35 protein-coding genes are annotated in these 26,097 nt (G+C 44.1%); 28 read left to right on the forward strand and 7 right to left on the reverse strand.

The genetic code is table 11. The features are described 5' to 3' along the window. The first annotated feature begins 71 nt into the window (after positions 1 to 71). From RKD52_RS06735 to RKD52_RS06785, 11 genes are all read left to right on the forward strand, one after another. On the forward strand, positions 72 to 338 hold the full coding sequence (locus RKD52_RS06735) for an IreB family regulatory phosphoprotein (protein ID WP_029279472.1): 267 nt from the start codon (positions 72 to 74) through the stop codon (positions 336 to 338). A gap of 1 nt (position 339) precedes the next feature. Next, on the forward strand, positions 340 to 756 hold the full coding sequence (ruvX, locus tag RKD52_RS06740; RefSeq protein ID WP_029279474.1) for a Holliday junction resolvase RuvX: 417 nt from the start codon (positions 340 to 342) through the stop codon (positions 754 to 756). 31 nt (positions 757 to 787) lie between these two features. Then, entirely contained in the window at positions 788 to 1,075 is a 288-nt protein-coding gene (locus RKD52_RS06745; protein ID WP_029279476.1) for a DUF1292 domain-containing protein, read from the forward strand. Positions 1,076 to 1,277: 202 nt separating this feature from the next. Beyond that, positions 1,278 to 2,405: an endolytic transglycosylase MltG gene (gene mltG / locus RKD52_RS06750; RefSeq protein WP_454099136.1), complete on the forward strand. Its 1,128-nt coding sequence runs from the start codon at positions 1,278 to 1,280 to the stop codon at positions 2,403 to 2,405. Between the two features lie 181 nt (positions 2,406 to 2,586). Next, positions 2,587 to 3,249, forward strand: coding sequence for an O-methyltransferase (locus RKD52_RS06755; RefSeq protein ID WP_454099137.1), 663 nt, complete (start codon positions 2,587 to 2,589; stop codon positions 3,247 to 3,249). Next, entirely contained in the window at positions 3,242 to 4,171 is a 930-nt protein-coding gene (locus RKD52_RS06760; protein WP_454099138.1) for a peptidase U32 family protein, read from the forward strand. The genes RKD52_RS06755 and RKD52_RS06760 overlap by 8 nt, the downstream gene beginning before the upstream one ends. Positions 4,172 to 4,204: 33 nt before the next feature. Next, complete coding sequence (locus RKD52_RS06765; protein WP_454101155.1) at positions 4,205 to 5,473, forward strand: peptidase U32 family protein; 1,269 nt, start codon at positions 4,205 to 4,207, stop codon at positions 5,471 to 5,473. A 4-nt stretch (positions 5,474 to 5,477) separates the two neighbouring features. After that, entirely contained in the window at positions 5,478 to 6,113 is a 636-nt protein-coding gene (udk, locus tag RKD52_RS06770) for a uridine kinase (RefSeq protein ID WP_029279486.1), read from the forward strand. Between the two features lie 314 nt (positions 6,114 to 6,427). Next, a complete protein-coding gene (gene greA, locus RKD52_RS06775) occupies positions 6,428 to 6,901 on the forward strand; it encodes a transcription elongation factor GreA (protein ID WP_282032990.1) in 474 nt (157 codons plus the stop codon). Positions 6,902 to 6,958: 57 nt separating this feature from the next. After that, positions 6,959 to 8,701, forward strand: a complete 1,743-nt coding sequence (locus RKD52_RS06780) for a peptidoglycan D,D-transpeptidase FtsI family protein (protein ID WP_454099139.1) — start codon at positions 6,959 to 6,961, stop codon at positions 8,699 to 8,701. 60 nt (positions 8,702 to 8,761) lie between these two features. Then, complete coding sequence (locus tag RKD52_RS06785) at positions 8,762 to 9,451, forward strand: DUF1510 family protein (protein ID WP_454099140.1); 690 nt, start codon at positions 8,762 to 8,764, stop codon at positions 9,449 to 9,451. Positions 9,452 to 9,479: 28 nt separating this feature from the next. Here RKD52_RS06785 and RKD52_RS06790 read toward each other — a convergent pair whose 3' ends face one another. Then, positions 9,480 to 9,680: a DUF2536 family protein gene (locus tag RKD52_RS06790; RefSeq protein WP_454099141.1), complete on the reverse strand. Its 201-nt coding sequence runs from the start codon at positions 9,678 to 9,680 to the stop codon at positions 9,480 to 9,482. Between the two features lie 357 nt (positions 9,681 to 10,037). Between RKD52_RS06790 and RKD52_RS06795 the strand changes: the two genes are divergently transcribed. From RKD52_RS06795 to RKD52_RS06815, 5 genes are all read left to right on the forward strand, one after another. Continuing rightward, a complete protein-coding gene (locus RKD52_RS06795; protein WP_454101156.1) occupies positions 10,038 to 10,679 on the forward strand; it encodes a class I SAM-dependent methyltransferase in 642 nt (213 codons plus the stop codon). A 62-nt stretch (positions 10,680 to 10,741) separates the two neighbouring features. Further along, positions 10,742 to 11,440: a 5'-methylthioadenosine/S-adenosylhomocysteine nucleosidase gene (gene mtnN / locus RKD52_RS06800; RefSeq protein ID WP_454099142.1), complete on the forward strand. Its 699-nt coding sequence runs from the start codon at positions 10,742 to 10,744 to the stop codon at positions 11,438 to 11,440. Positions 11,441 to 11,522: 82 nt separating this feature from the next. Next, complete coding sequence (locus RKD52_RS06805) at positions 11,523 to 12,446, forward strand: PLP-dependent cysteine synthase family protein (RefSeq protein ID WP_454099143.1); 924 nt, start codon at positions 11,523 to 11,525, stop codon at positions 12,444 to 12,446. A 1-nt stretch (position 12,447) separates the two neighbouring features. Continuing rightward, complete coding sequence (locus RKD52_RS06810) at positions 12,448 to 13,581, forward strand: bifunctional cystathionine gamma-lyase/homocysteine desulfhydrase (RefSeq protein WP_454099144.1); 1,134 nt, start codon at positions 12,448 to 12,450, stop codon at positions 13,579 to 13,581. A gap of 78 nt (positions 13,582 to 13,659) precedes the next feature. Beyond that, a complete protein-coding gene (locus tag RKD52_RS06815) occupies positions 13,660 to 13,908 on the forward strand; it encodes a YrhC family protein (protein WP_454099145.1) in 249 nt (82 codons plus the stop codon). A 48-nt stretch (positions 13,909 to 13,956) separates the two neighbouring features. Here the strand turns inward: RKD52_RS06815 and RKD52_RS06820 are convergent, their stop codons facing one another. Then, complete coding sequence (locus RKD52_RS06820) at positions 13,957 to 14,721, reverse strand: SGNH/GDSL hydrolase family protein (protein ID WP_369734798.1); 765 nt, start codon at positions 14,719 to 14,721, stop codon at positions 13,957 to 13,959. 217 nt (positions 14,722 to 14,938) lie between these two features. Between RKD52_RS06820 and sigK the strand changes: the two genes are divergently transcribed. Continuing rightward, the gene (gene sigK / locus RKD52_RS06825; protein ID WP_029279504.1) at positions 14,939 to 15,679 is read left to right on the forward strand and encodes an RNA polymerase sporulation sigma factor SigK; all 741 of its coding nucleotides are present in this window, start codon (positions 14,939 to 14,941) and stop codon (positions 15,677 to 15,679) included. 542 nt (positions 15,680 to 16,221) lie between these two features. Here sigK and RKD52_RS06830 read toward each other — a convergent pair. Further along, positions 16,222 to 16,362, reverse strand: a complete 141-nt coding sequence (locus tag RKD52_RS06830; protein ID WP_081414169.1) for a YrzI family small protein — start codon at positions 16,360 to 16,362, stop codon at positions 16,222 to 16,224. A 43-nt stretch (positions 16,363 to 16,405) separates the two neighbouring features. Beyond that, positions 16,406 to 16,546 (reverse strand): YrzI family small protein, encoded by a 141-nt coding sequence (locus RKD52_RS06835; protein ID WP_454099146.1) that lies wholly within the window; start codon positions 16,544 to 16,546, stop codon positions 16,406 to 16,408. Between the two features lie 585 nt (positions 16,547 to 17,131). Between RKD52_RS06835 and RKD52_RS06840 the strand changes: the two genes are divergently transcribed. After that, entirely contained in the window at positions 17,132 to 17,299 is a 168-nt protein-coding gene (locus RKD52_RS06840) for a hypothetical protein (RefSeq protein WP_282032982.1), read from the forward strand. A gap of 30 nt (positions 17,300 to 17,329) precedes the next feature. Here the strand turns inward: RKD52_RS06840 and pssA are convergent, their stop codons facing one another. After that, entirely contained in the window at positions 17,330 to 17,869 is a 540-nt protein-coding gene (pssA, locus tag RKD52_RS06845) for a CDP-diacylglycerol--serine O-phosphatidyltransferase (protein WP_369734799.1), read from the reverse strand. Positions 17,870 to 18,293: 424 nt separating this feature from the next. Then, positions 18,294 to 18,434, reverse strand: coding sequence for a sporulation histidine kinase inhibitor Sda (gene sda / locus RKD52_RS06850; protein ID WP_369734800.1), 141 nt, complete (start codon positions 18,432 to 18,434; stop codon positions 18,294 to 18,296). Positions 18,435 to 18,814: 380 nt separating this feature from the next. Between sda and RKD52_RS06855 the strand changes: the two genes are divergently transcribed. Genes RKD52_RS06855 through RKD52_RS06890 form a run of 8 tightly spaced genes read left to right on the forward strand, consistent with a single transcriptional unit; the run spans position 18,815 to position 23,842 of the window. Continuing rightward, positions 18,815 to 19,330, forward strand: coding sequence for a YqeG family HAD IIIA-type phosphatase (locus RKD52_RS06855; RefSeq protein WP_369734801.1), 516 nt, complete (start codon positions 18,815 to 18,817; stop codon positions 19,328 to 19,330). Positions 19,331 to 19,332: 2 nt separating this feature from the next. Next, a complete protein-coding gene (gene yqeH / locus RKD52_RS06860; RefSeq protein ID WP_454099147.1) occupies positions 19,333 to 20,439 on the forward strand; it encodes a ribosome biogenesis GTPase YqeH in 1,107 nt (368 codons plus the stop codon). A 15-nt stretch (positions 20,440 to 20,454) separates the two neighbouring features. After that, complete coding sequence (gene aroE / locus RKD52_RS06865) at positions 20,455 to 21,297, forward strand: shikimate dehydrogenase (protein WP_454099148.1); 843 nt, start codon at positions 20,455 to 20,457, stop codon at positions 21,295 to 21,297. Continuing rightward, on the forward strand, positions 21,291 to 21,584 hold the full coding sequence (gene yhbY / locus RKD52_RS06870) for a ribosome assembly RNA-binding protein YhbY (RefSeq protein WP_029279516.1): 294 nt from the start codon (positions 21,291 to 21,293) through the stop codon (positions 21,582 to 21,584). The genes aroE and yhbY overlap by 7 nt, the downstream gene beginning before the upstream one ends. Positions 21,585 to 21,599: 15 nt before the next feature. After that, positions 21,600 to 22,169: a nicotinate-nucleotide adenylyltransferase gene (locus RKD52_RS06875; protein ID WP_454099149.1), complete on the forward strand. Its 570-nt coding sequence runs from the start codon at positions 21,600 to 21,602 to the stop codon at positions 22,167 to 22,169. Beyond that, on the forward strand, positions 22,159 to 22,737 hold the full coding sequence (gene yqeK, locus RKD52_RS06880; RefSeq protein WP_454099150.1) for a bis(5'-nucleosyl)-tetraphosphatase (symmetrical) YqeK: 579 nt from the start codon (positions 22,159 to 22,161) through the stop codon (positions 22,735 to 22,737). Before RKD52_RS06875 ends, yqeK begins: the two co-directional genes overlap by 11 nt. A 23-nt stretch (positions 22,738 to 22,760) precedes the next feature. After that, positions 22,761 to 23,090, forward strand: coding sequence for a ribosome silencing factor (rsfS, locus tag RKD52_RS06885; RefSeq protein WP_369734838.1), 330 nt, complete (start codon positions 22,761 to 22,763; stop codon positions 23,088 to 23,090). After that, on the forward strand, positions 23,087 to 23,842 hold the full coding sequence (locus RKD52_RS06890) for a class I SAM-dependent DNA methyltransferase (protein ID WP_454099151.1): 756 nt from the start codon (positions 23,087 to 23,089) through the stop codon (positions 23,840 to 23,842). Before rsfS ends, RKD52_RS06890 begins: the two co-directional genes overlap by 4 nt. A 94-nt stretch (positions 23,843 to 23,936) precedes the next feature. Here RKD52_RS06890 and comER read toward each other — a convergent pair whose 3' ends face one another. Then, on the reverse strand, positions 23,937 to 24,761 hold the full coding sequence (comER, locus tag RKD52_RS06895) for a late competence protein ComER (RefSeq protein ID WP_342823569.1): 825 nt from the start codon (positions 24,759 to 24,761) through the stop codon (positions 23,937 to 23,939). Positions 24,762 to 24,846: 85 nt separating this feature from the next. Here comER and RKD52_RS06900 point away from each other — a divergent pair, with 85 nt between their 5' ends. Together RKD52_RS06900 and RKD52_RS06905 are read left to right on the forward strand one after the other, a co-directional pair. Then, the gene (locus RKD52_RS06900) at positions 24,847 to 25,476 is read left to right on the forward strand and encodes a helix-hairpin-helix domain-containing protein (RefSeq protein ID WP_454099152.1); all 630 of its coding nucleotides are present in this window, start codon (positions 24,847 to 24,849) and stop codon (positions 25,474 to 25,476) included. 69 nt (positions 25,477 to 25,545) lie between these two features. After that, positions 25,546 to 26,094, forward strand: coding sequence for a ComE operon protein 2 (locus tag RKD52_RS06905; protein WP_454099153.1), 549 nt, complete (start codon positions 25,546 to 25,548; stop codon positions 26,092 to 26,094). Positions 26,095 to 26,097: the final 3 nt, after the last annotated feature.

Raw genomic sequence — 26,097 nt, forward strand, 5'->3', positions numbered from 1 at the left:
CTTAGTGTAGAATGGTAATAAGAATGGACAAGCAGATTCAAACAGACGAATCTGGGAAAGAGGTGCGTGTGATGAGTTCCTTTGACAAAACAATGAAGTTTAATTTTTCTGAGGAAGCAGTGGAGACGAACGTAAATGAAGTGCTGTTCACTGTTTATGATGCCTTAAAGGAAAAAGGGTATAACCCGATCAATCAGATCGTAGGTTACCTGCTCTCCGGAGATCCCGCTTATATTCCGCGGCATCGCGATGCAAGAAATTTAATCCGCAAGCTTGAACGCGACGAACTCATTGAGGAATTGGTCAAATCGTACTTACACCATCATAGAGAGGATTAATATGCGAATTATCGGGCTTGACTATGGCTCCAAAACAATCGGAGTCGCTGTCAGCGATGAACTTGGCTGGACAGCACAGGGAATCGAGACAATTAAAATTGATGAAACAGCAGGGAATTTTGGGCTTCCCAGGCTGACTCAGATTGTAAATGAGCATCATGCAGAGAAATTTGTCCTCGGTTTTCCAAAGAACATGAATGGAACGGTCGGACCAAGGGGAGAAGCAAGCCAGAGGTTTGCTTCAAAGCTTGAAAAAACCTTCGGCATCCCGGTCATCCTCTGGGATGAACGATTATCCACGATGGCTGCAGAACGTGTTCTGCTCTCAGCGGATGTCAGCAGAAAAAAGAGAAAAAAGGTAATTGATAAAATGGCTGCCGTCATGATCCTTCAGGGGTACCTTGACAGCCTGAACTAACCGGCAGCAAACTATAGATGAGGTGACTTACATGGAACACGGAGAAAAACAAATTACAGTAGTAGACGAAAACGGCAACGAGCAGCTTTGCGAAATTCTTTTCACTTTCGCTTCTGAGGAGTTCGGAAAGTCTTACGTCCTTTACTATCCGCTTGGCGAACAGGATGACGAGGAAGAAATCGAAATTCATGCATCAAGCTTTGAGCCTACTGCAGACGGCGTGGACGGGGAACTTGCTCCGATTGAAACAGAAGAAGAGTGGGATCTTGTAGAAGAAATGCTGAATACATTCCTTGACAACGAAGAGGAAGAAAATTAAATCGTCAGATGAGAATAAACCGTCATTTGACGGTTTATTTTTTTTTGCTTTTAATACCGTATAAAGGGAACACTCTTGAAAGGGGAAATTCTCTGTTTTTGCGGGACGTGACAGGCGCTCCCGTAAAAATGTGGTGGAATTTGGCGAAAAAATGGTCATTATGTAGTATAATCATGATGATGAAAGGGGGAGCTCGTCCATAATGTCAGAGGGAGATTCGAACAAACATACATTGCAGCACAAACTCCTGGAAAAACAGCAGGAAGCAAGAGTCATCCGGAAGATTGTCCTGATTGTTGTCGCTGTTCTGCTTATAGCTATGACAGGGCTGATCGGCGGAGGCTATTTATATATCAAATCCGCGCTTGAGCCGGCTGATGAAACAGATAAAAAGGCAGTGAATGTAAAGATACCTATAGGTTCATCTGTCTCATCCATTGCAGCTATTCTGGAAGAAGAAAAGATTATTAAAGATAAAAGGGTTTTCAAATACTATGTAAAATTTAAAAACGAATCAGGTTTTCAGGCTGGTGACTACAAACTTACTCCAGCGATGGAACTTGAAGATATCATCGCAAGTCTTAAATCAGGCCGGGTGATAACAGACGTTGTGTTTCAGATTCCCGTCCCTGAAGGTATTCAGCTCACACAGATTGCAGCACAGGTTGCCAAACATTCCGGCTACCCTGAAAAAGAAGTGCTGAACAGAATGAACAGCAAAGAATTTATTTCGGCTATGCAGAAAAAATATCCGGAAACCGTGACAAAAGAAATTTACGGCCAGGATATTAAGTACCCGCTTGAAGGCTATTTTTATCCGGCAACTTATCCGTTTTATGAGGAAAAACCTCCGCTTGATCTGATCTTAGAAGAAATGATCAAGAAAACAGATGAAGTGGTCAAGCCTTATGCAGACCAGCTCGAAGAAAAAAACATGCCGGTTCACAGGTTTTTGACGATGGCCTCTCTCATCGAAGAAGAAGCGACCCAGTCAGCTGACAGGGAAAAGATTTCAAGCGTTTTTTATAACCGGATCAGCAAAAAAATGCCGCTTCAGACCGACCCTACCGTACTATACGCACTTGGAAAGCATAAAGACCGCGTGTTTTACAAAGATCTTGAAGTAGAATCACCCTATAATACGTACAAAGTACAGGGACTTCCGCCGGGACCGATTGCAAATCCGGGAAGCCAGTCGATGAAGGCGGCAATTGAGCCTGCCAAAACGGACTATCTCTACTTCCTCGCAACGAAAAAAGGCGAAGTGATTTTCACGAAAACACTTGCAGAACATAACAAAGCAAAAGCTGAACACATCACGAATAAATAAGAAACAGGGGAAGGCGAAAAAATTCGCATTCCCTTTTCTATTGTGGTAAAATATATCGAGTTGCAAAGACAAAGATAAACAAAACGATAAATACAGCCAAGAGTTCTTCGGTAGAACTCTTATTTTCATGAGATAAGATAGACCTGAACGCCCGCCAGTGCGGCGTTTAAAGGAGAAGACAATGGAAAACGAATCAATTTTAACATATATAGAAAGCCTTCTTCCCGAGCAGGATGAATCCATCAGAAAGATGGAGGAATATGCAGAACAGCACGTCGTTCCGATTATGGAAAAGACAGGGATCGAAGTTCTGATCAGTCTCCTTGTGCTGAAACAGCCAAGAAAAATACTGGAAATCGGCACAGCCATCGGCTATTCTGCCATCCGCATGTGCAGGGCGCTTCCGCAAGCGGAAATTGTTACGGCTGAGCGAAATGCAGAACGCTATAAACAGGCATCCCAGAATATCACGGAAAATGGCCTCAGTGACAGAATAACGGCTCTCCACGGCGACGCCCTTCAGCTGAAAGAGCAGATTGCTGAAAAAGGACCGTATGACGTTATTTTCATTGATGCTGCCAAGGGTCAGTATATGAGATTTTTTGAAATGTACGAGCCGATGCTCTCTAAAGACGGCTGCATCATAACGGACAACGTCCTGTTTAAAGGACTTGTTGCGAATGAAGAGGAGGACATGTCGTTTCACCGGAGACGGCGTGCACTGCTCAGGAAAATCCGCAGCTACAATGAATGGCTGATGTCCCATCCTTCTTATCACACAGCGATTTTCCCTGTCGGAGATGGAATGGCCGTAAGTATAAAACGAGGTGAACAAGATGAATAAACCTGAATTAATTGTCACACCAACCAAGATGGAAGATTTAATCCCCCTTGCAGATGCAGGGGCTACTGCTTTTGTTCTAGGAGAACAGCGCTTCGGGCTCAGACTTGCAGGTGAATTTAATCGTGACCAAATGAGAGAGGCAACCGCCATTGCCCACTCTAAAGATGTAAAAGTATACGCCGCTGTGAATGCGATTTTTCATAACGAAAAGATAGAAGATCTGTATGATTATCTTCGTTTTCTGAAAGAAATCAACGTGGATGCTGTTTTATTTGGAGATCCTGCCGTTCTCATGGCGGCAAAAGAAGCTGCTCCTGAGCTTCCTCTTCACTGGAATACGGAAACGACGGCTACAAACTGGTATACATGCAATTATTGGGGAAGAAAAGGGGCAAAACGGGCGGTTCTTGCACGTGAGTTAAGCATGGAATCGATTATCGACACGAAAGAACATGCAGAAGTGGAAATTGAAGTTCAGGTCCACGGAATGACATGCATGTTCCAGTCCAAGCGCTCCCTCATCGGAAACTACTTCGAATACCAGGGAAAAGCAATGAAGATTGAAAACATTCAGAGTGAAAAAGCGATGTTCCTGCACGACAAGGAACGCAGCAACAAATATCCGATTTATGAGGACGAAAACGGCACACACATCATGAGCCCGAATGATATGTGCATTATTGATGAGCTCTCTGACATGATTGATGCAGGCATTGACTCTTTCAAAATTGACGGTGTCCTTCAAACGTCTGAGTATTTGATTGAGGTAACCAAAAAATACCGCAAGGCGATCGATCTCTGCGTGGAAGACCGCGATGAGTATGAAAATGTAAAAGATGATCTTCTTTCAGAAATTGAAGACATTCAGCCTGAAAACCGCCCGCTCGATACAGGATTTTTCTTTAAAGAAACCGTTTATTAATAGAAGCTGGAATGAAACAAGGAGGAATAAATGATGGTGACTGCTGCAGATAACATTTCACAGATCATAGACGGCAAACGCGTCATTGTGAAAAAACCGGAATTGCTTGCGCCGGCAGGCAATCTCGAAAAATTGAAAATCGCCGTTCACTACGGTGCAGACGCCGTTTTTATCGGCGGAAAAGAATTCGGCCTCCGTTCTAATGCAGATAATTTCTCATTGGAAGAAATGGCTGAAGGTGTGCAGTTTGCAAACAAATACGGTGCAAGAATTTATGTTACGACCAACATTTTTGCCCATAACGAAAACATGGACGGGCTTGAAGAGTACCTTATGGGCCTTCAGGAAGCAGGCGTTTCTGGCATTATCGTGGCTGATCCGATGATTATCGAAACATGCCGCAGAGTAGCTCCGAAACTTGAAGTGCATCTGAGCACACAGCAGTCTCTCTCCAACTGGAAAGCTGTTCAGTTCTGGAAAGAAGAGGGACTTGAGCGGGTGGTGCTTGCACGTGAAACAAGCGCTGAAGAAATAAAAGAAATGAAAGAAAAAGTTGATATTGAAATTGAAACCTTTATCCACGGAGCAATGTGCATTGCGTATTCAGGACGCTGCGTACTGAGCAATCATATGACTGCGCGTGATTCAAACCGCGGGGGATGCTGTCAGTCATGCCGCTGGGACTACGATCTTTACAAGCTCTCAGATAATGGGGAAGAAGCTTTGTTCAGCGGGGATGACGCTGCGTTTGCCATGAGTCCCAAAGACTTAAATCTGATCCAGTCCATTCCGAAAATGATCGAGCTTGGAATTGACAGCCTGAAAATTGAAGGCCGCATGAAGTCCATTCACTATGTTGCAACGGTAGTCAGTGTTTACCGCAAGGTCATCGATGCTTATTGCGCTGATCCGGAAAACTTTGTCATCCAAAAAGAATGGCTTGATGAGCTTGATAAGTGTGCAAACCGCGACACAGCTCCTGCTTTCTTTGAAGGTGTTCCAGGAACAGAGGAGCAAATGTTCGGCATTCACGGCAAGAAAACAACGTTTGACTTCGTTGGTCTTGTACTTGATTACAATGAAGAGACTGGCATGGTTACACTGCAGCAGCGCAACTATTTCAAGCCTGGAGACGAAGTTGAATTCTTTGGCCCTGAAATGGAAAACTTCACGCAAAAAATTGAGCAGCTGTGGGATGAAGATGGAAACGTTCTTGATGCAGCCCGTCACCCTCTGCAAATTGTGAGGTTTAAAGCAGACCGAAAAGTCTTCCCAAATAACATGATGCGGAAGGGGAAGTGAACTGATGGGGAAAAAGCCCATTGTCATTGGGGTAGCCGGGGGCTCAGGCTCCGGAAAAACCAGTGTGACAAAGTCCATTTATGATTACTTTAAAGGCCATTCCATCTTAATGCTGGAGCAGGACTTTTACTATAAAGATCAAAGCCATCTTCCGTTTGAGGAAAGGCTGAATACAAACTATGATCACCCGCTTGCGTTTGACAACACGCTTTTGATTGAGCATATTAAACAGCTTTTAAATTACGAAGCCATCAACAAGCCTGTCTATGACTACAAGCTTCATACCCGTTCTGAAGATGTCCTGCTCGTTGAGCCGAAAGACGTCATTATTCTTGAAGGCATTCTTGTTCTTGAGGACGAGAGACTGCGCAATTTGATGGATATTAAGCTGTACGTTGATACAGATGCAGATATCAGGATCATCAGACGCATGCTTCGCGACATAAAAGAGCGCGGAAGAACGATTGACTCTGTCATTGAGCAGTATGTTTCCGTTGTCCGTCCAATGCATAACCAGTTCATTGAGCCGACAAAGCGCTATGCGGATATTATCATACCTGAAGGCGGCCAGAACCATGTGGCCATCGACCTTATGGTTACAAAGATTCAAACAATTCTTGAACTAAACGCAATTTTGTAATAACATAGCATAGATAAAGAGTACTGTGACCATATTATGTATAGGCTGTTAAAGTTTCTCACAGCTTTTATGAACCGGATGAAAATCCCCATGTTCAGAAAGCTTCATCGGGAAAAGAACGATGTCTTAAAAGCAAGCCCAGGGCTTGCTTTTAAGCTACATAAAGCAAATACCCGGCCAGTCGTTTTTGAGATGACCTGACACTTCAGCATATGCATAAACCGTGCGGGAGCAGCAACTGCTCCGCCGTTATCACAGTGCAGTCTTACATACCAATTGATTTTGGGGGCAGTTATACTAGAAGGAGTGAGATCATGGCACAAGAAAAAGTATTTCCTATGACACTTGAAGGTAAAGAAAAGCTTGAGCAGGAACTTGAATACTTAAAATCGGTCAAACGCAAAGAAGTTGTAGAAAGAATCAAGATTGCGCGCAGCTTCGGAGACCTGTCTGAGAACTCGGAATATGATTCAGCCAAAGAAGAACAGGCTTTTGTTGAAGGACGTGTAACAACACTTGAGAATATGATCCGCAATGCTAAAATCATTGTGGATGATGCAGATTCAAATGTTGTCACTCTCGGCAAAACCATTTCATTTATTGAACTTCCAAACGGCGATGAAGAAACATATACAATCGTCGGAAGCGCTGAGGCTGATCCATTTGAAGGCAAAATCTCAAATGATTCCCCAATCGCAAAGAGCCTCATGGGCCGCCAGGTTGGAGATGAAGTAAACGTGCAGACTCCGGGCGGAGAAATGCAAGTAAGAATCACAAACGTTAAGTAAGCAGGTTTAATAAGAAAACACCTCGTCGACACTAGTCAAAGGCGAGGTGTTTTTTTGATGATAATGAAGAAGAGAATGAAATGGACGGGTGCTTTTATTTTTATATGCATGCTTGTACTGATTGCAAGACTTGCTGACATCCAGCTTATAAACACTGAATCCTTTGGGGGAGAAAACGTCAATTTAATTGAAGAGAGTGTAGGCCAGAGAACGCAGGAAGTCATGATTGACGACGGCCGCGGCCGGTTTGTGGACAGAAATCTCCTTCCTGTCGGAAATTTTCAGGAATCCAAACTCGTATTATTTCCGTTTTTGAAAAACATTGAGTGGCCAAAAGAAAAACTGGCTCAGATAACCGGATACTCTGCATTTGACCTCGAAAATATGCTTGAGGATGCTCACAAACCGCTGATCATGGGTTCTGCAGAGGGAATTACCTTGACCGAGTCCGAAATGGATACGATCAATGACCTTGAGATTCCGGGAGTTTTCGCCATTTACCAGCAGGCAAAAAAGAAGGATGAAGCAGCAAACCATATGATCGGCATCACAGGAGAAAGTCCGGATGTACTGAGAGAACGCTACCCGGATAAGAAGGAGCTTTCCTCCAAAACGCAGGTCGGCTTTACCGGGCTTGAAAAAGCATTTGATGAATTTTTGCTTCCGGATGCAGAAACAAAGCTTTTATACCATGTGGACGGCGATGGAAATCCGCTCTTTGGCATAAACGTCAAGTATATTGCAAACGCAAATCCCTTTTATCCTGTAAGCGTCAAAACGACCATTGACAGCAGGATACAGAATATGGCGGATGCGGTCGTCACGAAATACGGCATTAAAAAAGGGGGACTTGTGCTCCTGGACGCTGAAACGAGTGAAGTGCTGGCGATGGTAAGCAAACCGGCGATTGAAAGGTCAGACTCCGGTTCACATATAAACCATATGCTGACTCCGCAAATCCCGGGCTCCGTTTTTAAAACGGTCATTGCAGCTGCCGCGATTGAAAGCGGGCTGGAGCTGAAAAATTCGTATAACTGCCAGCTGGATATGTATGGTAAACATGACGATGATTCTGACATGGGAATCCTCAATTTCGAACGCAGTTTTGCAAGAAGCTGCAACTACACGTTTACAACGACAGCTGATGAGCTGATTGAAAAAGACAAACAGACCATTGAGGAATTTGCAGGAAAATTAGGCCTGACTGAAAAAAATGGCTGGAGCGGAAATGTGTTTCATTATAACCAGTTCAGGCAGTTTCCTGAAGAGAAGTCTCCTTCTATTTGGGACGACCCGCGTGATAAAGGAGCGTTTCGTGCTGTGGCGCAGACGGCAATCGGGCAGAAAAATGTCCGCGTAACCCCGCTTGCAGCAGCGAACATGATGGCGACGATTGCGCGCGGAGGAGAAAAAAAGCAGGTGAAGATTGCTGACAGCATTCTTTATAAAAACGGGACAACCATGTTTGAATTTCCGGATCAGGATATGGAAGGTGACGGCATCTCTCCTTATACAGCGTCCAAACTTCAGCATTTGCTCAGGCTTGTTGTAACAGATAAAGACGGAACCGGCAGAAGATTTCAGTCGCTGCCATTTGAAGTTTCGGGAAAGTCAGGCACGGCTGAAACAGGACATAAAACTGTCCACAAATGGTTTGCAGGCTATTTCCCGTCAAACAATCCCAAATATGCCCTTGCAGTTGTTGAACTGGATACGCAAAGTGAAACATCCTCGGCCAACAGCATCTTTTATGATGTCGCAGCTGAATTATCCCGATTAGAAAATGCTTCTACTAGATAGAATTGCAATCTAATGATAGAATAAGACAGAATGTTAGAGGGATAAAGGAGTGTAATGCACTTGAGCAATCTAAGTAAAGGATCACGCTTTGAAAACCGTGATAAACGCCGGAAAGCAAATGTTGTCCTGAACATTTTAATTGGAATTGTAGCCATTTTAATTCTTGTCATTGGATCACAGCTGCTGCTAGGCGGAAATGACAGCGAAAAGGCGTCAGAAAAAGCAAACGAAGAGACGGCATCAGGTACCGTCAAGAATGATGAGAATAAAGGACAACAAGATAAAGAAAAAGAACAGGCTGAAGCGTCTGAAGAGAACAGCGAAGAAAATAGCACAGAAGATGCAGATGAAGCTGACAAAGAAGAAACCGCCGAAGAAAACGGCGAAGAAAATGAAGAAGCCGGAGAACCTGTCGTAACAGAAGGCGATCCGAATTCAAACGTAGATCAGATTATTGAAAATCCAGGCTGGAAACCGGTTGGAACTTCGCAATCTGAGCCTCACGTTGCCCAATATGACAAAAGCTCACAGGACTGGGCTGAAATGATTCAGGCTATGAGCTATGCTACTGGACTGAGTGAATCAGATATGACCATCTGGTTTATCGGAAACAACGGCAGTCCGAATGATGCAAAAGGAACCATTTCTTCAAAAGACAAAACACAAAATTACAAAGTAGAGATTACCTGGGTTGAAAATGAAGGCTGGAAGCCGGTCAGAGTCGAAAAACTGAAACAGCCTGAAAATTAATGAAAGGTGAGACACGCGTCTCACCTTTTTACTTTGCCTTAAAATGGACCGCAGCGCTGTAAAACCGTCTTCCTTCTTCACTTACATGCATCTGGTGGGAAACCGAATGCACCTCAAGCAGAATCGCTTTATTGATCTCAATCTGCTCGCTGATCTTCTTCTCAAGATCTGAAAGCTTCTCCGACTCGAAAAATTCGACTTTATCTTTGATAAACTCCAGTTTAAACATATTAGATGCCTCCAATTGTATTCTTATCTGCTGTTTAGAAACGTTATTAAGTTTGAACCTTAGTGGATTGCAGCGGAAAGGGACTTGACACCTTGTCCAGCTGCAGCGCCCAACTCCTCTGTCAGAACAAAATCCCCCAAAAAGTCAAACCCGGACTTTTCGGGTGATTTCTTATCTGACTGCCGGAGCAAAACGGGCGCTTCCGCTTTTCTATAGAATATCGCATAAAATACCCTTCTGGAAAGTCTTTTCATTGCCTCTGAAACAAACCATGTGGTAAATTAAGAACAGTTCTATTTTTAAATCATAGTATACACATAGGAATTATTTAAATTATCATCGAAGGATTGGTGCATGATGGGAAGAGAATTTGTAGAACTATTTGAAGATTGGGCTCACTCGTATGATTCGACAGTAGTCGGACATGATGAAGAATATAAAGAAGTGTTCAGCGGCTACAGCGCCATTCTTGATGCTGTAGCATCCAAATCCGGAAAATCCGTCCTTGAATTTGGAGTCGGAACCGGCAACCTGACAGCAGAACTGCTGAAAAAAGGAAAGCAGGTCTACGGAATTGAACCATCAAAGACCATGAGAGAAAAAGCAGCTGAAAAGCTTGGGAACGTGGCTCAGATCAGCGACGGTGATTTTCTCACCTTCCCTGTTCCAGAAGGGGAAATTGACACGGTTGTAAGCACATATGCTTTTCATCATCTAACAGATGAAGAAAAAGAGAAAGCTGTCGCAATTTATGCCCGTCTTCTCGGCAAAGGTGGTAAAATAGTGTTTGCTGACACAATGTTTGAAGATCAGGAGGCTTACGAGGCCATGATCGAAAAAGCAAAAAAACAGCACTACTTAAACTTGGCAGCCGACCTTGAAACAGAATATTACACGACACATTCAGTCATGCGCGGCATCCTTGAAAAACATTCATTCACTGCCGACTTCACGCAGCTCAACGAATTTGTGTGGCTGATAGAAGCCGTAAAAAAATAATACCGACAGCGTTTCAGGCTGATGCCGGCCAAAAACCCCTTTTGAAAGGAATGGATCAATAAATGAAAGCAGCCATCATTGGAGCAATGGAAGAAGAAGTTTCTATTTTAAGAGATCAGCTTGAACATGCAAAAACCGAAACCATCGCTGGAAGCGAATTTACAACTGGAACATACAGCGGGATGGACGTCATCCTGCTGAAATCAGGAATTGGGAAGGTAAATGCTTCAGTAAGCACCGCTATCCTGCTTGACCGCTTCAAACCGGACGTGGTCATTAACACAGGTTCAGCAGGAGGTTTTCATCAATCCCTGAATGTAGGAGACGTCGTCATTTCTACAGAAGTAAGACATCACGATGTAGATGTGACAGCATTTAACTACGAATACGGTCAGGTGCCCGGCATGCCGGCTGCTTTCCTTCCGGATGAAAAACTGGTTGCAATTGCTGCCGAGCAGGCCGAGGAACAGGAAGGCATTCAGGTTGTGAAAGGTCTGATTGCCACCGGTGATTCGTTTATGAATGATCCTGAAAGAGTCGCATACATCCGAACAAAATTTGAAGACCTTTACGCTGTTGAGATGGAGGCTGCGGCCATAGCCCAGACTGCCCATCAATTCGGCGTACCGTTTGTCATCATCCGCTCCCTGTCTGATATTGCAGGAAAAGAATCGGATGTTTCATTCGAACAATACTTGGAAACAGCTGCGAAAAACTCTGCAGAGCTTGTTTTAAGCATTGTCCGTGCATTAAAAAGCTAAAAACAGAGGGGATCGCAATGATCCTCTTTTTTAAGGATAACAGGATAAGAGTGCAGACATTCTTATCACAGGAGTGGACAGAATGAAAGTCGTAAAAGGCATTGAAGAACTGATTGGTAGAACGCCTCTGATGGAATTGACACAGTTTCCGCTTCCAAACGGCGTGCGGCTGTTTGCAAAACTGGAGTTTATGAATCCGGGCGGCAGCATTAAAGATCGTCTTGGCGCAGAACTGATAGATGAAGCACTAAGAACAGGCAAGGTAAAAAAAGGCGGAACGATTATTGAACCGACCGCGGGCAATACGGGCATTGGACTTGCGCTTGCCGCAATCAGCAGGAATGTAAATGTGATTGTGTGCGTCCCCGAAAAGTTCAGCATGGAAAAACAGGATCTCATGAGAGCGCTCGGGGCAGAAGTTGTAAATACCCCGACAGCAGAAGGGATGAAAGGCGCCATTAAGAAAGCGCATGAGCTTTGTGAGAAGATACCCGGATCCTACTGCCCTCAGCAGTTTGGGAATCCTGCAAATCCGCTGACGTACTATAAAACGCTTGGACCTGAGCTGTGGGAGCAGCTCGACGGGAAAATCGATGTGTTTCTCGCAGGGGCAGGAACCGGCGGAACATTTATGGGAACGGCGCAGTATTTAAAAGAGGTAAACCCCGGTGTGAAAACCGTTATCGTCGAGCCGGAGGGATCGATTTTGAACGGCGGAGAATCAGGACCGCACAAAACAGAGGGAATCGGAATGGAATTCCTTCCGGATTATATGGATGAAACGTATTTTGACAGTATTCATACAGTCATGGACACGGACGCGTTTACAAGAGTGAAAGAGCTTGCCATGAAAGAGGGCCTTTTAGTCGGAAGCTCAGCAGGTGCAGCGATGCATGCAGCGCTTCTTGAGGCAGAAAAAGCGGCCCCGGGCTCACACATTGTGACGATCTTTGCTGACAGCAGCGAACGGTATTTAAGCAAAAAGATTTACGAAGGAGGAATCTAGCATGAAACAGAAAACAAAAATGATTCACGGGGGCATTGTCGGTGACCCGCACACAGGAGCGGTATCAACACCTATTTATCAGGTAAGCACCTATAAGCAGGACGGGGTCGGCAATCACAAGGGATTCGAGTATTCACGCACAGGAAACCCTACCCGTCATGCTTTGGAAGAGCTGATCAAGGACCTTGAGGGAGGTCATGCAGGCTTTGCGTTTGGTTCCGGCATGGCTGCCATAACCGGTGTCATGATGCTTTTCAACAGCGGAGATCATGTGATTTTGACTGATGATGTCTACGGCGGAACGTACCGTGTAATGACAAAGGTTCTTAACCGTATGGGCATTGATTCTACCTTCGTTGACACAAGTGACCTCTCTACAATTGAAGCGGCGGTAAAAGAAAACACGAAAGCCCTGTTCATCGAAACACCGACAAACCCGCTTCTTAAAATTACGGACGTTGAAGCAGCAGCGGCACTTGCGAAAAAACACGGACTGCTGACGATCGTAGACAACACGTTCAGCACGCCATACTGGCAAACCCCGCTTTCAATGGGAGCTGACATCGTCCTGCACAGTGCAACAAAATACATTGGCGGACACAGTGACGTAGTAGGAGGCCTTGTAGTCGCAGGATCTGAACAACTGGCAGAAGAACTTCACTTTGTTCAAAACTCGACAGGCGGAGTACTTGGTCCTCAGGATTCATGGCTTTTGATGCGCGGTATTAAAACACTCGCTCTCCGTATGGAAGCACATGAGAAGAATACGGCAGCAATCGTAGATTTTCTAGTTCAGCATCCGGCAGTTGAAAAAGTATTTTACCCGGGACTTAAAAATCATCCTAACCATGAAATCGCGAAAAAGCAGTCAGGCGGATTCGGCGGAATGGTTTCGTTTGATGTCGGCAGCGAAGAAAAGGCAGAAGAAGTTCTTTCAAAAGTAAAATACTTTACTTTGGCAGAGAGTCTTGGCGCAGTTGAAAGCCTGATTTCAGTTCCGGCTAAAATGACGCATGCGTCCATTCCGGCAGAGCGCCGCAGAGAGCTTGGCATCACAGATGGCCTTGTCCGGATTTCCGTGGGCATTGAAGATGCAGAAGACCTTGTTGAAGATCTGAAAAATGCATTAAACTAATTCCTCTGCTGCCTGAATTTGCCTGCATCATTGCCTGCTCTGATATGTTAAGGTTTTTATAGACACATATTCAGGCAGGTGATTGGTTTGAATACAAAACAGGTAAAGCACTTAATGACAGACTTTAAGAGATATGCTTTTGTCCTTCTTGCAGTCAGCGTCTTTTTATATATCGGCATGCTCATTCCTGTAAAGGGAGGGGAACCTGGCGATATTCAGGAATACGCGATGATGGGCACAACTGCACTCTTCCTGATCGGAGCTTTTTTCTGCTTTAAACGGTCTCTCGATTATAAAAAACAGCTGGATGAAAAGGACCAGGCATAGTCTTCTACTATAAATAAAGAAAGAACCCGTTTTCTGAACGGGTTCTTTTTATTGGTTAAGCACCTTGCTCTTTAAGATGGATTCATAGATCAGCTTTGCACCATGAGGAGTCATATGATTTCCGGACGGATCAATGATTCCTGATTTCAGCAGCAGTTCATCGGAGTCTCCTCCTGCAGCCTGCACCATAGTAGTCCAGTTGTCAATTAAGGTGATGTCATTTTTAAACGCAATTTCACGGGTAATGTCATTATAGGAATTATGCCAGTTCCGTGCCCCGTCTGTATGGGAATAGAGTTTTTTAGGATATCTCGTGTAGTAAAGCTTGTCATGGCCGTTTCCTTCAACGATAGGAAGGCATGTCATCAGAACGGGCTTTCCGCCGTTCTTTTTAATCTCATTTACATAATAAAGCAGGTTTTCCCTGAAGCGGCTGTGTGTGACTTTTGGCTGCCCATTTGGCAGAATCACAGCATCATTCGTTCCAAACATGATGAAAACAAGGTCGGGTTTTGTGTTCAGCACATCCCGTTTAAACCGTTTTCTTGCATCCTCGGTCGTTTCTCCTCCAATTCCTGCATTATGAATGAACGTCTGTCCATCGTTTACAGGGAGAGTGGATTTGACCAGGTTTACCCATTTATCTGTATCCTGGTAATTTCGGATAGTCCAGTTTGCTCCGCGCGTGTTGCTGTCGCCAAAGGCTACAATGGTATATCTATCTGAACGGTTTCCGCAGCTGATCAGCAGCAGAAAAAACAAAAGAAAAGCGGCTAGAGACAAATATTTTTTCAAAAAAACAACCTCCAACATAAGATGGCCAAGGGCTTGCAGCACCAGCATTCATTATTGATGAAAAAGAAGGAAGAATCAATAGAGTTTTCAAAAATGTCATAATGTATGCGCTTAATTTTTGGTGAAAAACTGGAAGGACTTCCGCAATCTTTCGTAGTACAGACACTTTCACACCCTTCCGGACATAGACTTGATTATAGGCAGCTGCCTACAATCTGTTCGTGGAGGTGGGTCAATGTCAGGAGTTTTAGCTGCATTAGGATACTTATTAAAAGAGCTGGTTTTTTTAGTATCTTATGTCAAAAACAATGCCTTCCCTCAGCCATTGTCAGCTAGCGAAGAAAAAAAATACTTAAGGCTGATGGCAACAGGGGATGAGCATGCCCGTAATATGCTGATCGAGCACAATCTGCGGCTGGTGGCGCACATCGTCAAGAAATTTGAAAATACAGGCGAGGACTCGGAGGACCTTATTTCAATCGGCACGATCGGTCTGATAAAAGCAATTGAGAGCTATTCAGAAGGCAAAGGCACAAAGCTTGCTACGTATGCGGCAAGATGTATTGAAAATGAAATTCTCATGCATCTGAGAGCATTAAAGAAAACCAAAAAGGATGTCTCCCTTCATGATCCGATCGGCCAGGATAAAGAAGGGAATGAAATCAGCCTGATTGACGTGCTTAAATCTGAGTCAGAAGACGTCATCGATACGATTCAGCTGAACATGGAACTTGAAAAAGTAAAAGAATTTATCGATATTCTGGATGAGCGGGAGAAAGAAGTGATTGTAGGCAGATTCGGCCTTGACCTGCAAAAAGAGAAAACGCAGCGCGAAATCGCTAAGGAGCTGGGCATCTCAAGGAGCTACGTGTCGAGGATCGAAAAGAGGGCTCTCATGAAGATGTTCCACGAATTTTACCGGGCGGAAAAGGAAAAAAAGGGCCAGCAGAAGGGCCGGCAAAAGGGGAAGGGATGAAAAAAGCGAAGATCTTTAAAAAGATCTTCGCTTTTTTATGTTGGTTTATGTCAGGTTTCGGTCGGCTCCGCTTTTCGTGGTGTCCAGCTCCGCCTCCCAGCCCTTCCGTCAGAACAAAATCCCCCAAAAAGTCAAACCCGGACTTTTCAGGTGATTTCTTTTCTGCCTGTCAGGGCTAAACGGTCGACTCCGCTTTTCGTGGTGTCTAGCTCCATCAGCCAACTCCTCTGTCAGAACGGAATCGTCAAAAAAGGCAAAAAGCGCCTTTTCCGCCGCTTCCTTATCTGACTCCCGGAGCTAAACGGCTGATTCCGCTTTTCGTGGTGTCCAGCTCCATCGCCTAACTCCTCGGCCAGAACGGCTTCGCCGCAAAAAGCAAAACCGGCTTTTTCCGTCGAATCCTTTTCTGTCCTTCGGAGCTGAACAAGGCGATTCCGCTTTTCGTGCTACGCGGTATCCTTCTCCACATTAAGGTGCATTCTGAGTTTCATTTGAATCATCATTTTCGCCCTCTCCTTTCGTTTTTTAAGTATGATTGGGTATTAGTTTCCGTTATACATTTGGAAGCATTTGTTCATCATGGCTTCATAAGATTTGTAGACCTGTTCTTCGTGGTGGATCTCTTCGATTGATTTTTTCCTGCGTTCGATTGTCAGGCTTACAAACAATAGGTTGATCGTCATATAGTTTCACCTCCTGCTGTTTCTTGATGAGTTTGGCTGTGCATTAGATGCCGTTATACATTTGGAAGCATTTATTCTGCATGGCTTCATACGATTTGAAAACTTGTTCTTCATGCAGCAGTTGTTCAAGCGTCTGTTTTCTGCGGTTGATTGTAAGTGATACAAATAATAAGTTGATCGTCATTTTTTCTCACCTCCTTGAAATGTTAAAAATGAGTACAGGTTTTTGGTAAACGATACCGTTCCTTTCCGCTCCAGGAACAAGATTACCGCAGGGAGTGCCTGAAGCTTCCTCGCTGCGCTTGCGGGATCTTCAGTGCCCTCTTCATCCCGCAGGAGTCAAGTTCCTTCCGCTGCAATACACTGGAGAGGCTGTTCAAATCCCCAGAGAACACAAAAACGCCGCAGGGCATACCTGTGGCGTGTCGCGTTTTATAAAAATGGACATAAAAACGCCGCAGGATGATGCTACTCAACCTGCGGCGGTAAGGACAATAGGATAATTACCGTTTACCAGTTCGGCCGAATAGACGTATATTCAATTGAGCTGAATTAGATTGTGCTGACATGATTGACATTTGATTCGACCTCCCTTTTCGTGGTTTTGATTACAATGGTAATTATATCCACTAACAGATAAATTGTAAACCCTTTTTTTGAAAAATAGGCAATATTTATTAAATGCGCTGACAATCTATGGCTATAGCCTATACAAATTAGTTGAGTATCACATAATTTAGAGGGAACAGCTCAAAAGGAGGTCTTACTTATGCGCTCATGCACACCATTCTACGGACCGCCTGCACCATATCCTTATCCTTATCCCTATGCACCTTATGCGGGCTTTGGCTATTGGTACGCTTTTATTGTCGTATTGCTGATCCTGCTGCTTGTTTTAGGAGGAGGCTATTACTACAATAACTATTACTGCAAATAGCCAAAAAAAACACCTCGGCTGAGGTGTTTTTTACATTTTTCGGATTCTGAAGGATGAGATCATGCAAAAAGAAAGAATCATCAGAAGGAACATATAGAAATGCACCGGCATGAAGTCTTTCCATAAATAACTGAGCGTTGCAATGCATCCGGCTGCCGTTATTGGCAGGCCGCTGAAAAATCCGCAGTTTTCTGTAATGTTAAATCTGGCAAGTCTGAAAGCACCGCATCCTATAAATAAAACGGCGAAAAAAGCTCCCGGCGCCCCAAGTTCAAAAAGAATTCCTTTATAAATAAGTAGTGCCGGAGCAACACCAAATGATATAATATCACTCATTGAATCCAATTGTTTGCCGAGCTCGGACTCGATGTTGAATTTTCTGGCAACCATTCCGTCAAACCTGTCAGCGAGAGCAGCAAGAAAAATAAGCAGAAGACTCAGCTTCAGCACGTCGTTAAGAGTATAGATTATGGCGAAGCCGCCCAGGCCTAGGTTGACAAGGGTCAGCATGTTGGCGGTATTTGCTTTTATTTTTTTTAATGTGGCATCGATATAGCCTGCTAAAAACATAATGGCACTTCCTTAAGTAACATAAATGACCTATTCAGGCCTACTTTTATTCTATGCATGATATTGACAGTAGTAAAGATATTTTTTTGGAGGATGAGCATTGATAACAAGAATTTTCCAATGATTTCTTTAGAAAAGCATAAAAAAGAAGCATGAACATTTGATAATAACCCAAATCATGTGATTCGTCCAGGTTAATCATCAATTAATGTTAATGCCAGGGCTGTTTTAAATACGGTTGAATTGACTCATGCTAAGGAAAGACAAAAAAAGGAGAGGAGCTGGCTGATTTCTCTTTTGGACCGGCTGCTGTTCTCCTTTTTGAAAAGAAAAAAGCGGCATTTGCAGAGGCTGGGGGAGAGAGGGTAAGGTTTTCGCGGGATTGGCTGTAAGCGTTAAAGAAGGGAGCTTCACGTTTTAAAAGTCAGCCCGAAGCTTTTAAAACGTGAGTCAATGACCGGCGTTTGATCTCTTTTTTGATCAGTTCTATAAAATCTTCGCTCAGCTGCATTTCTGTCGCTTTATAGTAGGATTCAATGAGCAGTTCATCGGAAAGTTTTCTCATAGGATCGCCGGCTTGCCGGCTTGCACCTCCATTATGGAAATAATGTTCTATAAAATAAGCACCATGCATATACTTTTATGTTATTTTCTTCTAGTAAATTTAATCTAACACGAAAAATAAAATAGAACAATCGTTCTGTTATCCACAGAAGAAAGTGGATAAGCTGTTAATATCTTGTTTATAATCCTGCCAGCAGAGGAATCTATATGAGTGAACAATGTGAATAGACTTATCCACAGAACGGAAGGCCGAACATATTGTCGAAAAATTTACCGGATTTCTTCTGAATTTCTGCAGAACGCCAAGTTTCTTTTGAAAGAAAGATTAAAATCAGATATGATGTAGTTTGGCTAAAAAATGTCCGATGAGGTGTTTATAGAATGTTGAAATTATTTCTGCCGGGAGAGTACGTGAAGAATATTTATGAAATCTCTCCACAGGCATTAAAAGACAAGGGAGTAAAAGGCATCATTACGGATCTTGACAACACCCTGGTAGAATGGGACCGTCCAAGTGCCACTCCGAAGCTTATTGAATGGTTCAAAGATGTAAAAGAACATGGCATCAAGGTTACCATTGTTTCTAATAATGTAGAGAAACGGGTGCGCTCTTTCTCAGACCCCCTTCAAATTCCTTTCATCTATAAAGCAAGAAAACCGATGGGCAAAGCATTCCGCAGAGCTCTGAAAAACATGGAGCTTGATAAAAAGGATGTTGTTGTGATTGGCGATCAGCTGCTGACAGATGTCCTCGGCGGCAACCGCAACGGTTTTCATACGATTTTAGTCGTGCCTGTTGCATCTACTGACGGTTTTGTAACGAGACTTAACCGCAAAATTGAAAGAAGAATTCTTGCTGTTCTGAAAAGAAAAGGCTTGATTCAGTGGGAGGATTAAACGTGACAGAGGAACAATTTGTCTGCATCGGCTGCGGTGTGAAAATACAGACAGAACATCCGGACGAGCTTGGATATGCACCGGAGAGTGCTTTGCAAAAGGAACAGATTATTTGCCAAAGGTGCTTCCGCCTAAAAAACTATAATGAAATTCAGGATGTTTCCCTGACAGATGATGACTTTCTGAAAATCCTTCACAGTATCGGCGACACGAACGCACTTGTGGTGAAAATCGTTGATATCTTTGACTTTAACGGCAGCTGGCTGAGCGGTCTTCAGCGTTTTGTCGGAGGCAACCCGATTCTGCTCGTCGGCAATAAAGCGGATATTCTTCCAAAGTCGGTGAAGAGACAAAAATTGACCAATTGGATGAAAAGGGAAGCTAAGGAACTCGGATTAAACGCTGTGGATGTATTTCTGATCAGCTCTGCAAGAGGGCAGGGCATTCCGGAAGTCACTGAAGCGATTGAAGAGTACCGGAACGGACAGGATGTCTACGTGGTCGGCTGCACAAATGTCGGCAAATCCACCTTTATCAACCGCATCATTAAAGAGGTGACGGGTGAAAAAGATGTGATTACCACATCGCATTTTCCTGGCACAACTCTTGATCTCATTGAAATTCCGCTTGATGACGGATCAGCTTTATATGATACTCCGGGCATTATTAACCACCATCAGATGGCCCATTTCGTCGATAAAAAAGACTTAAAACTGCTGTCTCCGAAAAAAGAGATCAAACCAAAGGTTTTTCAGCTGAACGAGTCTCAGACTCTATTCTTTGGCGGTCTTGCCCGTCTTGACTATGTGAGCGGCGGAAGAACGTCTCTTACGTGTTATGTGCCTGCAGAAATAACGATCCACCGCACAAAGCTTGAAAATGCAGACGAGCTGTATGAACGCCATGCAGGAGACATGCTGACTCCGCCAAGAACAGACCAGCTCGGTAGCTTCCCGGAACTGACACCTCATGAATTTACAATTAAGGATGATAAGACCGATATTGTCTTTTCCGGGCTTGGATGGGTGACTGTCAACGAAGGAAACAAAAAAGTAACGGCTTATGCGCCTAAAGGTGTAAATGTTACATTAAGATCATCCTTAATTTAACGGGGAGAGATTCTTTTGAACAAAGTATACGGTCTTATTGGATGTCCGGTCGGACACTCCATGTCGCCGCTGATTCATAATGATCAGCTTCAGCATAAGAAAATAAGTGCGGCCTATCATGCTTTTCATGTGGAAAAAGAACACCTTAAAGCTGCGGTTGAAGGTGCAAGAGCGCTTGGCATTGCCGGATTTAATGTTACCATCCCTCATAAAATCGCCATTATCCCCTTTTTGGATGAACTTGATCAAAGCGCAGAGCTGCTTGGCGCTGTTAATACGGTTTTGAATAAAGAGGGCAGATTAATCGGGTATAATACAGATGGACAGGGATATTTGGAATCACTGAAGCAGCTGATGGAAAAGCCTCTGCATGAGCAGAGGTATTTGATTATCGGTGCTGGAGGGGCTGCCAGGGCGATTTTTTACACACTAGCATCAGAAGGCGCATCAGCCATTGATCTTGCCAACCGGACACCTGAAAAAGCCCGCATGCTTATGCAGGAGTGTCCGCATAAGGTAAAGGGAAACGTCTTTTCATTAAACGAGGCGGAATCCCTTTTATCTGATTATGATGTCATCATTCAGACAACGGCCATCGGCATGCATCCAAATGAAACAGAAAAGCCCTTTGCGGCAAGCAACATCCGAAAAGGGACGATTGTAAGCGACATCGTGTACAACCCGGTAAAAACCGCTTTTCTGACAGAAGCGGAAAAAGCAGGTGCGAGAATCCTGAACGGGGTTGGCATGTTTGTTTATCAAGCGGCCCTTTCATTTGAAATATGGACCGGTGAAAAACCGGATACTGCAAGAATGAGTAAGCTGGTATTTGCACAATTAGGAGGAAATTCATGTTAACAGGAAAACAAAAACGCTTTTTGCGTTCAGAAGCTCACCATTTGAACCCGATTTTTCAAGTAGGCAAAGGCGGGGTCAATGACAATATGATTCAGCAAATCGCAGATGTCCTTGAAGCGAGAGAACTAATTAAAGTAAGTGTGCTGCAAAACTGCGAAGAAGACAGAGATACAGTTGCAGCAGCCCTTTCAAAAGGCGCAAGAGCTGAACTTGTACAAGTGATCGGCAATACGATTGTTCTGTACAAAGAGTCCAGAGAGAATAAGCAGCTGAAGCTGCCTAGATAACAAGGAGGTTGAAGGATGAAGAAGGTTGGGATATTCGGAGGAACATTCGATCCTCCTCATTTTGGACATTTAATTATGGCAAATGAAGTTCTAAGTGCTCTTCACCTTCATGAGATCTGGTTCATGCCGAACCAGAACCCTCCCCATAAAGACTCAGAAGAAATATCAGACAGCCTTCACCGCATGCATATGCTCAGGCTGTGTACAGAAAAGAAGCCGGAATTTAAGGTTCAGAGTATTGAGTTTGAGCGGGTCGGACCTTCTTATACGTATGACACGATTGTCCTTTTGAAGGAACAATACCCTGACTGCTCGTTTTATTTTATCATTGGAGCGGACATGATCGAATATTTGCCGAAGTGGCATAATATAGACAAGCTTACTGAACTTGTTCAATTTGTCGGAGTGAAACGGGAAGGATATCAAACAGAGACAACCTATCCTGTCTGTGAAGTCACTGCTCCGATCATTGAGATTTCTTCCACAATGATCAGGGAACGGTTCAGGCAGCAGCAGTCGGCGGATTTTCTGCTGCCTGAAGAAGTGATAGGGTATATAGAGGAGAATCATTTATATGAATCGTGATCAGGCACTTGCTATTGTAAAAGAACAATTAACAGAACACAGATATGTTCATACAATCGGCGTGATGGAAACGGCGGCCGAGCTCGCTCAAAGGTACGGGGGAGACCTCAAAAAAGCAGAAACAGCTGCTATTTTTCACGATTATGCAAAGTTCCGCAGCAAGGAAGAAATGAAGCAGATTATTACGGAGCAGAAGATGTCCCCTGATCTGCTGATTCACAGTCCAGAGCTGTGGCATGCTCCTGTAGGGGCGTACCTTGTGAAAAAGGAAGCGGGGATAGAGGATGAAGAAGTCCTTGATGCGATCCGCTATCATACCTCAGGCAGAGAAAACATGACGCTGCTCGATAAAATCATCTATGTGGCAGATTACATTGAGCCAGGAAGAATTTTTCCTGGTGCTGAGGAAGTGCGCAAAATCGCTGAAACGAATCTGAATCAGGCGCTGATTGCATCGATGAAAAACACGATCCTGTTTTTGCTGAAAAAAAATCAGCCCATCTATCCGCAGACTCTGCAATCATATAATTATTTAGTGTTTGAAGAAAAAGGAGGAACAAGCTATTGACTGGTAAAGAAACATTGGAAATCATGGCAAAAGCAGCAGATGATAAAAGAGGGGAAGACATTGTTGCCCTTAAAATGGAAGGAATCTCATTAATTGCGGATTACTTTCTGATTTGTCACGGGAATTCAGATAAACAGGTTCAGGCCATCGCAAGAGAGATGAAAGATCAGGCAGGCGAAAAAGGGATTAACGTGAAACGTCTGGAAGGCTTCGATGAAGCACGCTGGGTACTGATTGATATGGGAGATGTTGTAGCTCATGTTTTCCATAAAGAAGAGCGGGGTTACTATAAGCTTGAAAAGCTCTGGGGAGATGCTCCGCATGAGAATCTGGAGAATGTTCTCGCTCCATGATCTATAAAGGATTCGCTGAAATTTACGATGAATTGATGAAAGACGTCCCGTACGGACAGTGGACGGATTTTCTTCATGAAAGAATGACGGGATATGGAAACGGAGGCAGCCGCATTCTTGATTTAGGCTGCGGCACCGGGGAGATATCCATCAGGCTCAAGCAAAAAGGATACGGCGTTACCGGCATGGACATCAGTGAAGAGATGCTTTCAGTCGCTTATCAGAAGACAGCAGAACTGGGTCTCAGCATCCAGTATCTTCAGCATGACATGCGTGAGAAAAGCGATCTGAATCAATCATTTGACGGTGTCTTTATCTGCTGTGATTCCCTGAATTATCTGCAGTCAAAAGAAGATGTCCAAAATACTCTTAAAGCATCCTTTGACCAGCTGGCTGATGGCGGTCTGATTATTTTTGATGTGCACTCATTATATAAAATTCATGAAATTTTTAATGGCGCTACTTTTGCAGGAAATGATGAGGATGTAAGCTTTATTTGGAACAGTTTCCTGGGCGATGAGCCCGGCAGCATCGAGCACGATTTATCCTTTTTTGTAAAGCGGGATTCTCTTTATGAGCGCTTCGATGAATTCCATATTCAAAGAACCTACTCCATTGACTGCTACAAAGATATGATTGCGGCTGCGGGGCTGGAACTGCTTGAGATAAGTGCGGATTTTTCGCAGGATCAGCCTGACGAAGAATCCGAGAGAATCTTTTTTACCGCTCGGAAGAACGGGTCACTGGGTTAAGCCTTATCTAACCGCTAAAAAACCATCATTTTTTTGATGGTTTTTTTTCGTATGAAGAAGGAATAGAAGGCTGCTTGAAGAATGATTAGTATAGTCACTCATATCTCCCGAACTGTTCTCCCACTTCTCTCAGATCCTGATCGAATTTTTTATGGGTCCTCTGAAACAGGTGTTCAAAAACATCGCCCAGTTCAGATTCCATCACACTGATCCCCTCTCCCGTAACACCGCCTTTTACACACACCTTCTCCTGAAGGGTTGGCAGTGTATACCTCTCGCTTTCAAGCAATTTCCCAAGACCGACGACCATTTCACTTGTAAGCTGTACCGCCTGATTTTTTGTAATGTCTGTTTCCCTGACAGCTGCATCAATAAACCGCTGAAGCAGATAACTGAAGAATGCCGGCCCGCAGCTTACAATATCTGAGGAGACACGTGTAATCTGATCGTCAATTGTAAATGGATGAGAGATGGTCTGGAAGAGTTCTTCAATTTTCTTTCGCATATCCCCGCTGCATCTTCCGAACGTCAGCAGTGACACTCCTGACAGTGCCCGGTTTGTAATACTCGGTATAACACGGGCGACCTGACAGCTGACAACCGACTGCAGCTGCTCCACACTGATTGGGCTCGTTATGGAAATAATGCATTGATCATGCCGGAGATAGGGTGACAATTTCAGCAACAGGGGGTGAATATCAAGCGGCTTGACGCATATAAAAATAAGCTCAGCTTGCCGAGCAATTTCTTCGGGCGTTAAGTACAGGTTCAGTTTAGGATGCTCTTTTCTCAGGTTTGCCGCTTTTTCAAATGTGCGGTTTGTAATATGAATGTCTGAGGGCTTAAGTGCATGAGATTCAATAAACGCTTCAATCAGAATCTTCCCCATATTGCCTGTTCCAATAAAACCTGCGTTCAATGTGTCATCCCCTCCTTTTATCATACTTACTCCTACACTTTATGAAATCTGTTTCCCATTTATGAATACAACTAAGGAGCTTAAAATGAAATTACTTAAAAAATATAAAATCGCTGTTCTGATTGCCGCTGCAGCTGTTTTTCTGTATGTTTATCAATCTCAGGAGCAAGATTCAGGGGGCGAAAAGACAAAATTGCTTGATGAAGAGGCTTTATCAATGGAACTCGAACCTCCCGAAACCACACCCGATCAAAGTGCGGAAAGTCAGCCGGAGGAAATCATTGTGGACGTGAAGGGTGAGGTGAAAACGCCTGGCGTTTATGAAATGAAGCCTGGAGAAAGATACCATCATGTCATCGATGCTGCCGGGGGACTTACTGAACAGGCGGATGCTGCACAGATTAACCTTGCCGCACTGCTTGAAGACGGTATGGTGGTTCAGGTTCCGAAGATTGGAGAAATCCCGAATGAGCTCACTCAGCAGACTGCAGGGGCAAATGCTTCGGGCGGGGGAGGAGAGAAAGTGGTGAACCTGAATAAGGCGTCATCTGAGGAACTGCAGACCCTTACAGGGATAGGCCCGGCAAAAGCAGAGGCCATTATTGCCTACAGGGAGGAAGCAGGCGGTTTTAAAGCCGTTGAAGATCTTATGAATGTTTCAGGAATCGGAGAAAAATCGTTTGAAAAAGTGAAAGACAGTATTTCAGTAAAATGAATTGACTGCGTTTTAGAAGTATCAGTACACTAGAAAAAGATCATGCACTTTTACAAATGGGGGGATAATATGAACAGAATTTCCTGGAATCAGTATTTTATGGCCCAGAGCCACTTGCTCGCATTAAGAAGCACGTGCACGAGGCTTGCAGTAGGAGCGACCATTGTAAGAGACAAGAGGATTATAGCAGGCGGGTACAACGGCTCCATTGCGGGAGGGGTGCACTGCATAGATGAAGGCTGCTACGTCATCGATAACCATTGTGTAAGAACCATCCACGCGGAAATGAATGCGCTGCTTCAATGTGCAAAATTCGGCGTTCCGGCGGCGGGAGCAGAAATATATGTGACCCACTTTCCCTGCCTGCAGTGCTGCAAAGCTCTTATTCAAAGCGGTATAAAGAAAGTTTATTATGCAAAAAGCTATAGGAATCACCCTTATGCTATCGAATTATTTGAACAGGCGGGAGTTGCAGTAGAGCAAGTGGTAGGCGAGACGGATTCACTTGAAGCGGAGCAAAGGGAGTTCGTAGAAGAACTTCTTCAACGTGTAAGTGCTGATGATGCGGATGCCCGCGACATGCTCATAAAAAAAGCAGACAAGCTGTTTAAAAGGTGAATA

It is taken from the genome of Metabacillus sp. SLBN-84, from assembly GCF_053629595.1.

Excerpts from the sequence above, each read along its gene's own strand:
- RKD52_RS06735 (WP_029279472.1), top strand. The coding sequence starts at position 72 with ATGAGTTCCTTTGACAAAACAATGAAGTTTAATTTTTCTGAGGAAGCA.
- ruvX (WP_029279474.1), top strand. The coding sequence starts at position 340 with ATGCGAATTATCGGGCTTGACTATGGCTCCAAAACAATCGGAGTCGCT.
- RKD52_RS06745 (WP_029279476.1), top strand. The coding sequence starts at position 788 with ATGGAACACGGAGAAAAACAAATTACAGTAGTAGACGAAAACGGCAAC.
- mltG (WP_454099136.1), top strand. The coding sequence starts at position 1,278 with ATGTCAGAGGGAGATTCGAACAAACATACATTGCAGCACAAACTCCTG.
- RKD52_RS06755 (WP_454099137.1), top strand. The coding sequence starts at position 2,587 with ATGGAAAACGAATCAATTTTAACATATATAGAAAGCCTTCTTCCCGAG.
- RKD52_RS06760 (WP_454099138.1), top strand. The coding sequence starts at position 3,242 with ATGAATAAACCTGAATTAATTGTCACACCAACCAAGATGGAAGATTTA.
- RKD52_RS06765 (WP_454101155.1), top strand. The coding sequence starts at position 4,205 with ATGGTGACTGCTGCAGATAACATTTCACAGATCATAGACGGCAAACGC.
- udk (WP_029279486.1), top strand. The coding sequence starts at position 5,478 with ATGGGGAAAAAGCCCATTGTCATTGGGGTAGCCGGGGGCTCAGGCTCC.
- greA (WP_282032990.1), top strand. The coding sequence starts at position 6,428 with ATGGCACAAGAAAAAGTATTTCCTATGACACTTGAAGGTAAAGAAAAG.
- RKD52_RS06780 (WP_454099139.1), top strand. The coding sequence starts at position 6,959 with ATGATAATGAAGAAGAGAATGAAATGGACGGGTGCTTTTATTTTTATA.
- RKD52_RS06790 (WP_454099141.1), bottom strand. The coding sequence starts at position 9,680 with ATGTTTAAACTGGAGTTTATCAAAGATAAAGTCGAATTTTTCGAGTCG.
- RKD52_RS06795 (WP_454101156.1), top strand. The coding sequence starts at position 10,038 with ATGGGAAGAGAATTTGTAGAACTATTTGAAGATTGGGCTCACTCGTAT.
- mtnN (WP_454099142.1), top strand. The coding sequence starts at position 10,742 with ATGAAAGCAGCCATCATTGGAGCAATGGAAGAAGAAGTTTCTATTTTA.
- RKD52_RS06805 (WP_454099143.1), top strand. The coding sequence starts at position 11,523 with ATGAAAGTCGTAAAAGGCATTGAAGAACTGATTGGTAGAACGCCTCTG.
- RKD52_RS06810 (WP_454099144.1), top strand. The coding sequence starts at position 12,448 with ATGAAACAGAAAACAAAAATGATTCACGGGGGCATTGTCGGTGACCCG.
- RKD52_RS06820 (WP_369734798.1), bottom strand. The coding sequence starts at position 14,721 with ATGTTGGAGGTTGTTTTTTTGAAAAAATATTTGTCTCTAGCCGCTTTT.
- sigK (WP_029279504.1), top strand. The coding sequence starts at position 14,939 with ATGTCAGGAGTTTTAGCTGCATTAGGATACTTATTAAAAGAGCTGGTT.
- RKD52_RS06830 (WP_081414169.1), bottom strand. The coding sequence starts at position 16,362 with ATGACGATCAACCTATTGTTTGTAAGCCTGACAATCGAACGCAGGAAA.
- RKD52_RS06835 (WP_454099146.1), bottom strand. The coding sequence starts at position 16,546 with ATGACGATCAACTTATTATTTGTATCACTTACAATCAACCGCAGAAAA.
- RKD52_RS06840 (WP_282032982.1), top strand. The coding sequence starts at position 17,132 with ATGCGCTCATGCACACCATTCTACGGACCGCCTGCACCATATCCTTAT.
- pssA (WP_369734799.1), bottom strand. The coding sequence starts at position 17,869 with ATGTTTTTAGCAGGCTATATCGATGCCACATTAAAAAAAATAAAAGCA.
- sda (WP_369734800.1), bottom strand. The coding sequence starts at position 18,434 with ATGAGAAAACTTTCCGATGAACTGCTCATTGAATCCTACTATAAAGCG.
- RKD52_RS06855 (WP_369734801.1), top strand. The coding sequence starts at position 18,815 with ATGTTGAAATTATTTCTGCCGGGAGAGTACGTGAAGAATATTTATGAA.
- yhbY (WP_029279516.1), top strand. The coding sequence starts at position 21,291 with ATGTTAACAGGAAAACAAAAACGCTTTTTGCGTTCAGAAGCTCACCAT.
- RKD52_RS06875 (WP_454099149.1), top strand. The coding sequence starts at position 21,600 with ATGAAGAAGGTTGGGATATTCGGAGGAACATTCGATCCTCCTCATTTT.
- yqeK (WP_454099150.1), top strand. The coding sequence starts at position 22,159 with ATGAATCGTGATCAGGCACTTGCTATTGTAAAAGAACAATTAACAGAA.
- rsfS (WP_369734838.1), top strand. The coding sequence starts at position 22,761 with ATGGCAAAAGCAGCAGATGATAAAAGAGGGGAAGACATTGTTGCCCTT.
- RKD52_RS06890 (WP_454099151.1), top strand. The coding sequence starts at position 23,087 with ATGATCTATAAAGGATTCGCTGAAATTTACGATGAATTGATGAAAGAC.
- RKD52_RS06900 (WP_454099152.1), top strand. The coding sequence starts at position 24,847 with ATGAAATTACTTAAAAAATATAAAATCGCTGTTCTGATTGCCGCTGCA.
- RKD52_RS06905 (WP_454099153.1), top strand. The coding sequence starts at position 25,546 with ATGAACAGAATTTCCTGGAATCAGTATTTTATGGCCCAGAGCCACTTG.